This window comes from Nitrospira sp. (assembly GCA_015709715.1).
GTDB lineage: Bacteria > Nitrospirota > Nitrospiria > Nitrospirales > Nitrospiraceae > Nitrospira_A.
This window is the reverse complement of sequence record CP054184.1, coordinates 1215450-1227872: the sequence shown is the minus strand read 5'-3', so window position 1 is coordinate 1227872 and position 12423 is coordinate 1215450. Positions and strand designations below refer to the sequence as shown.

9 protein-coding genes are annotated in these 12423 nt (G+C 63.7%); 3 read left to right on the top strand and 6 right to left on the bottom strand.

From position 1 onward, the window contains the following. Positions 1-2: 2 nt before the first annotated feature. The 5 genes from HRU82_05830 to HRU82_05810 all read right to left on the bottom strand — a co-directional run bounded on the left by HRU82_05830 (position 3) and on the right by HRU82_05810 (position 7745). A complete protein-coding gene (locus tag HRU82_05830) occupies positions 3-854 on the bottom strand; it encodes a universal stress protein (GenBank protein ID QOJ34497.1) in 852 nt (283 codons plus the stop codon). A 34-nt stretch (positions 855-888) separates the two neighbouring features. Then, the gene (locus HRU82_05825) at positions 889-1284 is read right to left on the bottom strand and encodes a DUF3015 family protein (protein ID QOJ34496.1); all 396 of its coding nucleotides are present in this window, start codon (positions 1282-1284) and stop codon (positions 889-891) included. Between the two features lie 88 nt (positions 1285-1372). Then, the gene (locus HRU82_05820) at positions 1373-2353 is read right to left on the bottom strand and encodes an amidohydrolase family protein (protein QOJ34495.1); all 981 of its coding nucleotides are present in this window, start codon (positions 2351-2353) and stop codon (positions 1373-1375) included. 7 nt (positions 2354-2360) lie between these two features. Then, complete coding sequence (locus HRU82_05815) at positions 2361-5798, bottom strand: MFS transporter (protein QOJ37120.1); 3438 nt, start codon at positions 5796-5798, stop codon at positions 2361-2363. Positions 5799-5867: 69 nt separating this feature from the next. Continuing rightward, the gene (locus tag HRU82_05810; GenBank protein ID QOJ34494.1) at positions 5868-7745 is read right to left on the bottom strand and encodes a hypothetical protein; all 1878 of its coding nucleotides are present in this window, start codon (positions 7743-7745) and stop codon (positions 5868-5870) included. A 29-nt stretch (positions 7746-7774) separates the two neighbouring features. On the opposite strand from HRU82_05810, the gene HRU82_05805 reads away from it, so the two are divergent. The 3 genes from HRU82_05805 to HRU82_05795 all read left to right on the top strand — a co-directional run bounded on the left by HRU82_05805 (position 7775) and on the right by HRU82_05795 (position 10516). Further along, positions 7775-8689, top strand: a complete 915-nt coding sequence (locus tag HRU82_05805; protein QOJ34493.1) for a 50S ribosomal protein L11 methyltransferase — start codon at positions 7775-7777, stop codon at positions 8687-8689. Between the two features lie 319 nt (positions 8690-9008). Next, entirely contained in the window at positions 9009-9668 is a 660-nt protein-coding gene (locus tag HRU82_05800) for a methyltransferase domain-containing protein (GenBank protein ID QOJ34492.1), read from the top strand. Continuing rightward, complete coding sequence (locus HRU82_05795; GenBank protein QOJ34491.1) at positions 9665-10516, top strand: formylglycine-generating enzyme family protein; 852 nt, start codon at positions 9665-9667, stop codon at positions 10514-10516. The genes HRU82_05800 and HRU82_05795 overlap by 4 nt, the downstream gene beginning before the upstream one ends. A gap of 59 nt (positions 10517-10575) precedes the next feature. Here HRU82_05795 and HRU82_05790 read toward each other — a convergent pair whose 3' ends face one another. Beyond that, entirely contained in the window at positions 10576-12396 is a 1821-nt protein-coding gene (locus tag HRU82_05790; protein ID QOJ34490.1) for a hypothetical protein, read from the bottom strand. Between the last annotated feature and the right edge of the window lie 27 nt (positions 12397-12423).

Sequence of the window (12423 nt, the reverse complement as noted above, 5' to 3'; positions counted from 1 at the left end):
CGTCAGACCTGCGGAGCCGGAATGGCCAACACCGGAGCGCGCGCTCCCCGCAAGATCCGTTCGGTCGTGCTGCCACGCAACAGGTCCAACACGCTGTCCTGCCCCTTCGTCACCATCACGATCACGTCCACGTCAAACTCCGCTCCCGCGGCCAGGATCCACTCGACCGGGTCTCCCTTGCCGAACAGTTGAGTCCAGGTCCAGCTATCGTTCTGCGGCAGGTGCAGCCCATCGATGTCTTCTTCTCCGGCATGGACCAGCGTCAACGTGATCGGTGGCGTCCCCAGCTGTGTGGCCAGCTTGCCGGCCGCATCGACCGCCGGCTGTGAAGGCGGATCGGTGGAGATGGGCAGCAGCATGCGGTGGAGGGAGGTCTTGCCTGTCGCCCGGTCGACAAACCCTCCGACGTGGGAGGGGACGAACAGCGTGGCCACCTGCATTTCGCGTGAGACCGGTTCCGCCACCGGATGGTGCAGCCAGCGGGCGAATCCTTCGTGCTGGTGAGTGGCCAGCACCATGAGGTCGGTCGGCGAAGCGGTGAGGTGGTGAACGATGGCCTGTTTGGCATCGGCCGCCAGCGCGCGAATCTTTCTGATGCCGAGCCCCAGATTTGCCACGTCGGCTTTCGAGCTGTTTTCCGGCAGCACGCCCCACTGCGTCAGCGTCGGACGGACGCGCGGAAAGTCTTCGAACCCCTCCGGCGCGACCGTCGGATCGACGTGCATGATCGTCAACTCGGCGCGGTGAATCAACGCGAGTTTCAGCGCATGGGCAAACGCAACGTGGCTGTCCTCGGAAAAATCCGTGGGATGAAAGATACGCTGGATTGTTGCGGCCTGGTCGGCGGCGGTCATGTCGAGCCTGGACTCCTCTGTGGTTCTGTTGCGGCTAGTGGCGCGCGGCCTGCACCCGACGGACGAGGTCGTCGGTCGAGGCGCTGCCAGACCGGCTCCACTGCGTGAACGAGTCTTGGGCCAGCCGTCCGAGTGCGGGATCGGCGGGTCTCCCCATGAGGCTGTCGAGCGAGGCGAGATACTCTCCCTGTCCGCGGGCGGCATCCTGTTCCAGGTTCTGCGCGTTGTAGGTCGTGAAGGCGGCGATCTTGTGCTCTTGCTTCAACAGACCGTCTTCGTTCCACCAAGTGCGTCCGGATGTGGACGCCGTGATATTGCCGGTCGTATCGGTGATTTGCTGCGTCGTGCCCTTGAGGGTGCAGGCCGAGAGCAGCAGGAAGCCGGAGAATCCACTCAGGATGACAATGGTGCGACGCGGAGGCCTGGCCATGGTGAAGCTCCTTTCGGAGTGAGCGGGTAACGTACGCGCGAACTATACCATAGTCGAACAGGGATTCAGCCTGGGGGAGAGCCCAGTTTTACGGCAGTCTTACCACCTCACCCAGAGACTGAAACCTCACACCGAGCCCGCGGCAGACTTCGACTTGGCGGTCGAACCGGTTCTTGGTGCGGATCATCTTGGTCAATGCGCGAATCCCCACGCGGCCCCAAGCTGCCAGGTGCAGGACCGAGAGGGGGTAGTCGGTGCCGAACAGGAGCCGCGCCTGCAGTTCGGGGTGGCGGCGTAGGTAGAGCAACATGCGCATCCGGTTGGGCAGGGTCAGGGCTGAGATATCCGCGTAGAAGTTGGGGTAGCGGCGCGCGAGATCTTGAAAGGTGGGGAGAAACTTTTCATAGAGCATGAGGCCGTAGCTGCAGGCATGGGCGGCGATCACCGTGACGCCTTCGTCGAGGGCGGTACGGAGGCGATCCGGCTCACCGACCGATTGATCCTTCCCGATCAAGCTGAACTCAAACCCGACATGGCTCAGGAGCGGTAATCGCCGTTCGGCCAGCGCGCGATAGAAGGGCGTATATTTCGCGTCGGCGGGATTGAAGTGTTGGGCATTGGGCAAGACCTTGACGAGCACCCCGCCGGCGTCGGCGCAACGATGGACCTCGTCGACGGCATCCTCCCGTTGTGGGTTGATGGAGGGGCCGGCGAGAAACAGGTCGGGATGGGCCTGCACGGTTTTGAAGACATACTCGTTGCTGATGAGAAACTCGGTCTGTTGCCGATTGAGCAGGCCGGCCTGGTCGTAGAAACCGTCCATGCCGAGGAGGACGGCCTTCTGCACATGGCGGGAGGCCCGCAGCTCGGCGACCAGGTGTTCGACGTAGGTCAGGTTGGCTTCACGGGGATGGGCCGGCGAGAGGTCGTGTTTCCACAGGAGAAATCGAAAGAGCGGACTGTTCAGGAGCTTCGGCGAAATGAAGCACCCGTTGTCGCCTTCCGGCAGGGCCGCCAGGTGTACGTGGCAGTCGATCAGCGGAGCGGGCGACGGGGCGTCACCGATCATAGGCTCCTCATGGCGTGAGCCCCAACCGTTCCATTGCGATACGTTTCAGCGCTCGCAAATCGAGTTTGCCCGTGCCCAGCACCGGCAGCGCCTCCACCTTGATGCAGTGGCTGCGTGCGGGGAGGAAGAGATTGGGCAGTCCGTCAGCGGCCGCCTTGGCTAGGAGGTGCGGAATCACTTCGTCGGAAAGGGTATGGAGCACGGCCAGCTGCTCCCCTTTTCTCTCGTCGGGTACGCCCGTCACGGCACAGATCTGCAACTCCTCGCCCGAGGCATGTTGAAGGGCCTCTTCCACGCGTCGGTGCGGGACCATCTCGCCGCCGATCTTCGAGAACCGCGAGAGGCGATCAGTGATGGTGAGGAAGCCGTCTTCGTCGAGCATTGCAATGTCGCCGGTAATGTACCAGCCGTCGTGGATGGCCTGTGCCGTGAGATCTGCGCGGCCCAGATACCCATCCATGACGTTCGGCCCCTTCACGAGCAACATGCCGGCTGTGCCGGGCGGCAGGACGGCGAAGCTGTCGGGATCGACGATGCGGACGGAGACGCCCGGCAGCGGCCGCCCCACGGTTCCTCGGCGGGAAGCCGGCTGGTAGAAGCCGGAGGCGCGGAAGTCGGGACAGTTGACCGCGATGACCGGGGCGCATTCCGTGACGCCGTACCCTTCGATGGGCCTGATGCCGAAACGATCCTCGAAGGATTGACTGAGGCGGAGCGGGAGTTTCTCTGCCCCGGTGAGCACCACACGCAGCGTGCTGAATTGCTCCGGCGTGCAGCGGCGTTGGTAGAGTTGCAGGAACGTCGGCGTGCTGACGAGGAACGTGAGGCGATGGGTGGCGCAGAGTTCGCCGATGGCCGCCACGTCGAGCGGCGACGGATGGAACACGATGGCGGCGCCGTTCAGCACTACATACCAAAACACCAGGTAGCCGAAGGAATGAAACAGCGGCAGGATGCCGAGAATGCGGTCTTGCGCGTCGAGCGGCAACACCTGTGAGACCCCCTGCACATTCGCGTCGAGACTGTAGTGCGACAGCATGACGCCCTTCGGCTCCCCGGTGCTGCCGCTGCTGAAAATGATGGTGGCGAGGTCATCCATCGTCACGCGGCGCTGTTGCCCGCAAGCCGATTCGATCAGACGAACCGGCGCCAATAGGGTGAGCAGCGCGGCCAGGGCCTTCTGCGGCCCGCCGATGGTGGCGGCGAGGTCTTCCAACCAGAGCATTGTGGGGCCCTCGGGGAGGTCCAGCTTGGCCTTCTCGACGAATTTGCGACTGGTGACGATCGTTTGGAGTTGCGCCTGCCGGACCGCCGATTCCAAGCCGGCCTTCCCGACGGTGTAGTTGAGGTTCACGCTGGTCCGGCCCGCCAGCGTCGCGGCGACGTTGACCAATCCGCCTGCCACCGTGGGAGGCAGCAGCAAGCCGACGTTCGCCTGGTTCTCCCAATGGGTTTTCAAGACACGCGCGAGGGCGATGGCACCGATCAAGGCCTGCAGGCAGGTCACGCGTGGCTTCGTGGCATCGGCCATCACCAGACGGAAGGGGTGTCGGCGCATACTGTGGATGAACGCGCGGTGCAAGGGACGCCGGTCCGGCTTCCGCACGTGCCAGGCCCTTTCGCCGAGTTCCAGCACGAGGCGGCGAAGTTCGTGGGCCGGCGTCTCGGCGGGAATCGGCGTACCGAACGACACGGTGACGGGGTAGGGAATCCGCTCCGGCCATTTGGTCAAGAAGCGGCCGCCCACAAAGCTGAAGATGCTGCCCCAGACACGGTCCAGGTGAACCGGGACGATCGGTACGGTCCGTCCCTTGACGATCCGCTCGAAGCCGCGGCGAAAGGGCAACAGATTGCCGGTGCGGGTGATTTGGCCTTCGGGGAAGATGCAGACCAGTTCCCCCGCATCCAACGCGTTCCCCGCTTCGCGCAGGGCCTTGAGGATAACGCGCGGGCCGCCATGCGACGAGATCGGAATAACCTGCAGGGCCCGCATGAAGGGTTTGAAGAAGGGATGCTCGACGTACTGGGCGTCGACGATGAACCGGATGGGGCGGTCCAGACTGGCGATCAGCAGAAAACCGTCGATAAAGGAAATGTGGTTGGGGACCAGGAGCGCACCGCCCGTCATCGGGACGTGTTCGTGTCCGATGATGCGCAGGCGATAAAGCGTATTGGTGAACAGTACCAACACGAGCCGAAGGAAGGTTTCCGGCATGAGCCAGAGCGCCCAGAAGGTGCCGACCGTCGTGCCGAAAGCCGTAGCCAGGAAGATGCCGCTGGTGGAGAGACCGGCGTGGGCCAGCATGCCGCCGCTCAACGAGCCCAGGAGAATGCCCGTGAACACACAGATATTCTCCAGAGCGATGACCGAGCCGCGCCGGTCGTGCGGAGCCAGCCATTGGACGAGGGCATTGATCGGGATGAAGATCAATGCGCTGGCCATGCCCAGCAGGATCATCACCGCGAGCGTGCCGCTGAAGGGCGGCCGCCACCATCCGAGCACCAGCAGGAAGAACGCCACCCCGGCGGCTCCCAGGGGGACCAAGCCGTATTCCACCCTCGCGCGCGAGAGGCGACCGACCACCAGGGCACCCAGACCGATCCCGACGGAGATCAGGGCGGAGGGAACGGTGGCCAGGGCGTCGGAGAGGCCGAGCACGGCCTTCGCATAGACCAGCACGTTTTGCACGACGAGACTGGCGATGGTCCAGAAGAAGACGGCCCCGATGATGGCCAGTCGCAGCAGACGATCCGCACGTAACGACGACCAGGCGCCTCGCAAGGTATCGAAGAGGCCACCGGCCGCGCGGGCGGGAGGAACCGTCGGGATCGACAACGCTGCCGCCAGTCCGACCGTGGCCAGCAGCCCCAGCACAGCAGGCGCGATCCAGGGCCGGTCCCCGGCTCCAGCCAGCAGAAACCCGCCGGCCGTCGTGCCAGTGAGGATCGCCAGGAACGTCCAGAGCTCGAGGACACTGTTCCCCTGCGCCAGCCGTTCGTGGGGAAGCAACTCCGGGAGGATGCCGTACTTGGCCGGGCTGAAGATGGCGCTGTGCACGCCCATGCCGGCGAGGACCGCGAGCGCCCAGAATCCTCCAGTCGGGTGGGTCAACAGGGCGAAGGTGGCTCCGACCATGAGGAGCACCTCCATCACCTTCATCGTGAGGATGACGGTGCGTTTGCTGAGGCGGTCGGCGAACAGGCCGGCGATGAGAGAAGTCAGGATGAGCGGTAAGGTGAAGACCACCATCGCGAGTGTGGTTTGGGCCTGCGAAGCGGTCTCGAGTTCCGGTCCGGGAGCCAGCTGGGAGGCGACGGCGCGAATGCCCAGCAGCGCGACCATGAACTTCCATGCGTTGTCGTTGAAGGCCCCGCAGAACTGCGCAATCAAGAGCCCGCGGAGCGGAAATCGGGTGTTCGGTGGAGATGCGAAATGCGGCTCGATGGGCGACTCCCGGGTTAGAGGGGACGACGCCTCAGTCTGCCGAAAGAGACGAAACGATGCAATGTTTCCTCACCTGTTGCGCGGCGTCGGCGGAGCAGGGGATTCGACCGGCAGGCCTTCCAACGCCATGATGCGCAGAGCATTCGTCGTGGGGCAAGGGCCAGGACGGAGGCGGTAGTCGAATTGCAGGGTCTGTTCGGCGATGGTCTCTTGGAAGTGCACGTTGGTCACTGTCGCGAGCCGCTGATCCAGTTCGGCCAACTCCAAGTCATGCGTGGTGACCAGACCGAAGCCGTTGCTTCCAGCCAGCGCGGTGATGAGGGCGCGTCCCCCGATGAGCCGCTCGCGGTTGTTCGTCCCCTTGAAGACCTCGTCGATCAGCCACAGCACGGGCGGGCCCTGCCGGTCTTGCGCGCTGTTCAAGATGGTCTTGAGTCGCTTCACCTCGGCGTAAAAGAACGACAAGCCGCCATCCAGAGAATCGTCCACGCGGATGCAGCTGCCGAGGCGGACCAACGACCAATGGAAGTCGCGGGCGCAGACCGGCGCGCCGGTCTGCGCCAGACAGGTGTTGATGCCGATGGTGCGGAGAAAGGTGCTCTTGCCGGACATGTTGGAGCCCGTCACCAAGAGAATCCGCCCGCGGCCCTGGAGGTGCAGGTCGTTCGCGACACGCACCCCGGAGGGGATGAGGGGATGGGCCAGCCCTTGAGCCTTTAACATCGGTGCATCGCCGTTGGCTGCGGCTTCAGGGCCGTGCAGGGTGGGCCAAGGATAGTCAGGATGGAGCCAAGCAAAGGCGGCCAACGAGGCGGCGGCGTCCAATTCGGCCAGCGTTTCGAACCACAGGGGCGCGACGGCGGCGATACGGTCTTGTAATTGATGGAGCCGATAGGTGTGGTACAGGTCCCAGGGGCCGACGGCGTTGATGAGATAGTGCACCAGGGGATGGGCGCGCGCGCTCAGTCGGTTCATGATCGAAGCCGCCTGCTTCAGCGAGCGCGAGGGGCTGGTCCGTTGTTGGACCAGCGGCGCACAGAGTTCGGCCAATCGCGAAGCCGGTCGCCACGCGCGCCGTTCAAGAGACCCCAGCACGGCGCTGAGCCGCTCCAGTTGCCGATGAAGAGCCTGCGCGTGGTCGAATATTTCCTCGGAACGACCCCGGACGCTCAGAAATACGATGGCGTACAGAATGAACGACAGCAACCAGTAGTCACCGATGCCGAACAGGAGATCGGCAAGCAGCAACCCCGCCGTCGCAAGGGCCAACGTGGCTTCAGTCAGCAAGAGCGGCAGCAAGCTGGGATGGCCCACTTCGGTCTTGAGAATGGAAAGCAAACGGCGCCCGTCGATATCGGCTTCATCGATCGTTTGGGCTTCCACCGACAATCGATCCCGCAATAGGATGAGAGGGGTGAGGTCGCGGATGAGCTGCCGGCGTGCAGTCCATCCGGCAACGGTCGAAGGCTGGTCGAACAGCCATGAGGCCAGCCGTTCGCGGCCCTGGGACGAGATGGTTTGGTCGATCAAATGGAGAAGGGAATGGGGGCCGGCCAAATCGAGGTCTCGGGCATAACCATGTCGATCCGGCACCGAGACCGGAAGGGGAATGGCGGACCAGGCCAGTTGCATACGCGCGAGGTGTGTGCGCTTCAGCGCCATCCAGCGCCCTAACCGATGCAAGCGTTCTTCGAGCCTGTTATGATACCAGGCCACAACGAGGAACCCAGAGAAGAAGAACCCCAGCATGGCGTTGCCGGTGACGGTCCAGCCCAGTTTGTGGAGCAGGATCGGCAGGAACAGGCCGACGGCAACGATCGTGAGACGCCAAAAGGTGAACCGTTCGCTGGTGCGGCGGCCCCGGAGTTCCATTCGCTCCGCGCGGCGGACGACTCGTTGCAAGCTGTTCTCCCGCGCGCGGGTGCGTGTGTGGTCGAGGCTGGACATGGTACCGCTGACGATACTGGGAGTCTGAGATGAGGTCAACCACCAAGCGAGGCGAGACAGTGTCCGAAACCGAGTGGGTGCAAGTCGACGTGCGGACGTCGATGGATGCCGGAGAAGTGCTCGGCCTGTTGAATGACCCGGCCGTCACCGGGGCCTGGCAAGAGGGCGAGGTTGTCCATCTCTATTGGCCAGCGGCATCCTGCGGGCCGGAGACGTGGATGCGGCTCCGACAGGCGTTGGCGCAGCTGGGGCATGATCATGCGGAGAAGGCCATCCGCATCGGACGACTGGCAGACCGGGATTGGAACGAGCAATGGGCGCGGCTGGTGGAGCCGGTCAGGATCGGGCGTGTGGTCATCAGACCGAGCTGGAAATCCGTGCTGCCTCAAGATGATGACGTGACCTTGACCATCGATCCCAAACAGGCCTTCGGGACTGGGCACCATGCGACGACGCAGCTGCTGATTGCCTGGCTGCAGGAGGTAGTCAGGCCCCACGATCGCGTTTTGGATATGGGAACCGGCAGCGGGATCTTGGCGATGGTGGCTCTGCGTCTAGGGGCGGCGCAGGCGGTGGGCGTGGACAATGATCCGACGGCGATCGACTGTGCGCGTGAGTATGCCGAGGTCAACGGGTTCGACGGACGGCTCACGCTGTCGGTGGGCGATGTAGGGTCGGACGCCGCCGCTTCGGCGCTCGAACCCACGCTCGTTTTGGCCAACTTGGATCGCCAAACCCTGTTGGATTGCCGCGGGCCATTGTGCGGCTTGGCGACCGGGGGGGCGAGGCTCCTGCTGTCCGGGTTGCTGAGTGAGCAGCGCAACGAGATCGAATCCGCTTACGCGGCTTTCGGCGTGTACGTCAAAGGGGCTCGCGAGCGGGACGGATGGGTCGCGCTGGAAGCGGTTGCCATGGAAGGCTGCGAAGGGGGATTCTGCTCTTGAGGGCCGGGTCGACTCAGTCGCCGATTCCCTACCTGTATCAAACCAGCATCTCGAACGGAGGCGTGCCGAAGCAGGCCGTGGCCTCTGCGGTGATTACGGTCGACGGGCTCCGGGATGATCGGCAGCGAAATCGAAAATACCATGGAGGGCGGGACCGTGCCGTTGAATGCCCGATGGTTTCGCGACGGAATGTATGCTCGCATAGCACAGGAAGGGTATCCGGGCTGGAGTCGGCTTTATGCGCGGGTGTCGACCGAAAGAGTGGTTCAGACTGGTGACCGGGTACGCGTGAATAGGCGACATGATGGTGAGGCCGGAGATGAAGCGAGAACTTGAAGCGGAATTGATGGATGATGCGGACCAGGCCCGCGCCTACGCCCAGGCCGATTTCGCGGAAGAGAATCAAGGGTTTGTCAACCGGTTTCGAGAATACTTTCCAGACTGGAGCGGCGGCCATGCCGTGGACTTGGGCTGTGGGCCGGCCGACATTCCGATACGCTTTGCCCGCGCCTTTCCCGACGCGCGGGTGACGGCGGTGGATGCCAGCCGGCCCATGCTGGACCTCGCGGCGAGAGCGGTGGCGGAGGCAGGTTTGACCCATCGTATCGCGCTCTGTTGCGAGCGGCTCCAAACTTTGCAGCTGCCGGAGGCGGCGGATGTGCTCCTCTCCAACAGCCTGCTCCATCACCTTCCGAATCCGTTGCAGTTCTGGGTGCGTCTCAGGCAATTGGCCAAACCCGGAGCCTGTATCCTGGTCATGGATCTGTTACGTCCGGAATCCCCCGAGGCGGCTCGGGCCATCGTCCAGCAATATACCGCCGATGAAGACCCCATCCTGCAGCGCGATTTTTACCACTCGCTGCTGGCCGCGTTTACCGAAGATGAAGTCGCCGGCCAGTTGGCGCACATGAACCTGTCCCGGCTGCTCATCGACGTGCCGGATGACCGACATTGGGTCGTGGGTGGCATCATCCCGTGATCGCCAAACGCGCGATGCTGTTGGTCGGCCTGTTCCTGCTGCTCCCTCTGCGTTGGCCCTCGACAAACGAGCCCGTGCATGCACAGCTGGGGCAACTTCGGAAACCGCACGGAACCCCCGAGGTGCTGCTCCGCCGGGACACTCCTATGGTCATGGTTCCAGAGGGGGAATTTCTGATGGGAAGCAGCGGAACGGAATCGTTGGAGGATGAACGACCGCAGCATCGAGTCTGGCTGGACCGGTACGCCATCGATCGTGATGAAGTAACGACGGCGCACTATGCGACATTCCTGTCGGCAGAGAGACGTCCGGCCCCTTGGCAATGGCAGGAGGTGGATCTTGCTACGCATGGAGATCGCCCGGTGGTCGGTGTGACCTGGTTTGATGCGGAGGCATACTGCCGTTGGCGCGGGGCTCGTCTCCCGACGGAAGCGGAGTGGGAGAAGGCTGCGCGCGGGACCGATGGCCGCCTGTTTCCCTGGGGGAACCGTATGCCGACGGCGGAGCTGGCCAATTTTGGGCTCGGCGCCAGGTTCAGCTACAACCAGGTGTTGGTCTCGGTGCAGCGACTCGCCGAAGGGCTCAGCCCCTATGGGCTCTCGCACATGGCGGGGAATGTCGCCGAATGGGTGGCGGACTGGTATGGCGTGAACTACTATGAAGTCAGCCCTTCCAACAATCCAACCGGGCCGGAGGCGGGATCCTTTCGGGTCTTGCGTGGCGGGTCGTGGTCGGATCTGCCGAAGTACTTGCTCACCTATGGCCGGTTTAAACTTCCACCGGACACTCGGAACAGTTATACGGGGTTTCGCTGTGCGAGGTCGGTCTCTCCGTCCGCTTTACCGTAAGCCGGCGCCAGGGGCGCACCGGCTTACGGCCTCTCGATCATCCCGTCGCAGGTTGCGGCTTAGAACAGGCTCTTACTGACCTCGACGGATTTCGCGCTTTCATTACCCGATTTGTCGAATGCCGAGACGGCGAAGAAGTAGGTCGTCCCTACCGGCAGGTTCGGCACCGTGAAGCTCGTCCCCTTTGTGACTTCGAAGGGACCGGCGAAGTTATAGCTGCCGGATCGTGTCCCGACATAGACACGATACCCGGCCAAGTCCTGCTCGCTGTTGGCGTTCCAACTCACCGTGGCCGTAGCTGTCCGCGGAGTCGTCGTCCCCGGGGCGTTGGCGACCGGAGGAGGCGCCGTTGGGCTTGGCGGTGGCGGCGGGGGAGTCGTAGCCGTTGGTTGGCTGGGTGCCGTCGGGTTGTTATCCGCTGTCTGAGTGGAGCTTACCGTGACGGTGACAGGGATGCGCAGGGTGTTGGTGAATCCGTTCGGCCCCGATTCCACGATGTAGATGACACCGGAATGGGTCCCAGCCGGAAGGCTTGCCGTATAGGCCGTGACGGTGATGCTGTCCGTTTCGGTTGTGATGGTTTGGGTGCTGCCATAGGGGGGATTCATCCAAATCCATGACTGGCTGGCGCTGATCAGGTAGGAATGCTGAGCCGTCCCGGACTTCTTCAGCGAGATGGTCCCGACATTTTTGGCGCTGGTCAGGGCGAGCGCGGTCGGGGTGGCCTGGATCGGCGACGACACGCTGGGTTGAGGTGCCGGCGGTGCCGGTGGCGGGGCCACCGGGGTCGGCGGCGGGGGTGTCACGGCCACCGGGGTCGGCTGGGGAACCACGGGAGCCGGGGGCGGAGTCACGGGCGCAGGAGGCGGTGAAGCCGGCGGCGGGGGCGGCGCTGCGGCCTGCTGGGCGGCGGTGACCGTCAGGGTGACCGGGACGCGCAGCATGTTTGAAAAGTTGTTCGGCCCCGATTCAACGATATAGACGACGGCACTATGGGTCCCGATGGGAAGGTTGGCCGTCTGGGCCGTGATGACCAATTGATCGACTTCGGTCGTGATGGTCTGGGTGCTGCCGTAGGGCGGATTCATCCAGACCCAGGATTGATTGGTGCTCAAGTAATAGGAATGCTGCGCCGTTCCGCCCTTGCGTAATGTCAGAGTGCCCATGGCGGTTTGGCCTTTGGGGGCCGTCAAGGCCAAGGCCATCGGGTTTGACGCAATTCCCGTCGAAGTGATCGGAGGTGCCGGCGGCGGGGCCACCGGGGTCGGCGGCGGGGGTGTCACGGCCACCGGGGTCGGCTGGGGAACCACGGGAGCCGGGGGCGGAGTCACGGGCGCAGGGGGCGGCGAAGCCGGCGGCGGGGGCGGCGCTGTGGCCTGCTGGGCGGCGGTGACCGTCAGGGTGACCGGGACGCGCAGCATGTTCGTAAAGTTGTTCGGTCCGGAGTCGACGACGTAGACGACGGCACTATGGGTCCCGATGGGAAGGTTGGCCGTCTGGGCCGTGATGACCAATTGATCGACTTCGGTCGTGATGGTCTGGGTGCTGCCGTAGGGCGGATTCATCCAGACCCAGGATTGATTGGTACTGAGGTAGTAGGTGTGCCGGTCGGTGCCGCCCTTGTGCAGGGTGATGGTTCCAACGGCGGTCTGACCCTTTTGCGCCACAAGGGCCAAAGCAGCCGGAGTCGGAAGGACGGCGGTGGTGCCGGCGGCGGTGGCTTTGGCCACGGCATCGGCGAGCGCCGGCTGTTGCAACAGGCTCAGACTGGTGGTTGTGGCATCAGCGGCATGGGCAGAAGAGACCATGCCGATCGGCGTCAGCGTGATACTGATACAACCAGCAATGCTGAACATGAACAAGCTTGTAGGAGTTTTCATGGTACTTCCTCCAGAAAAAACGCAGGC

Bases quoted from the DNA above. Each gene is read 5' to 3' on its own strand.
- HRU82_05830 (QOJ34497.1), bottom strand. From the start codon at position 854: ATGACCGCCGCCGACCAGGCCGCAACAATCCAGCGTATCTTTCATCCC.
- HRU82_05825 (QOJ34496.1), bottom strand. From the start codon at position 1,284: ATGGCCAGGCCTCCGCGTCGCACCATTGTCATCCTGAGTGGATTCTCC.
- HRU82_05820 (QOJ34495.1), bottom strand. From the start codon at position 2,353: ATGATCGGTGACGCCCCGTCGCCCGCTCCGCTGATCGACTGCCACGTA.
- HRU82_05810 (QOJ34494.1), bottom strand. From the start codon at position 7,745: ATGTCCAGCCTCGACCACACACGCACCCGCGCGCGGGAGAACAGCTTG.
- HRU82_05805 (QOJ34493.1), top strand. From the start codon at position 7,775: ATGAGGTCAACCACCAAGCGAGGCGAGACAGTGTCCGAAACCGAGTGG.
- HRU82_05800 (QOJ34492.1), top strand. From the start codon at position 9,009: ATGAAGCGAGAACTTGAAGCGGAATTGATGGATGATGCGGACCAGGCC.
- HRU82_05790 (QOJ34490.1), bottom strand. From the start codon at position 12,396: ATGAAAACTCCTACAAGCTTGTTCATGTTCAGCATTGCTGGTTGTATC.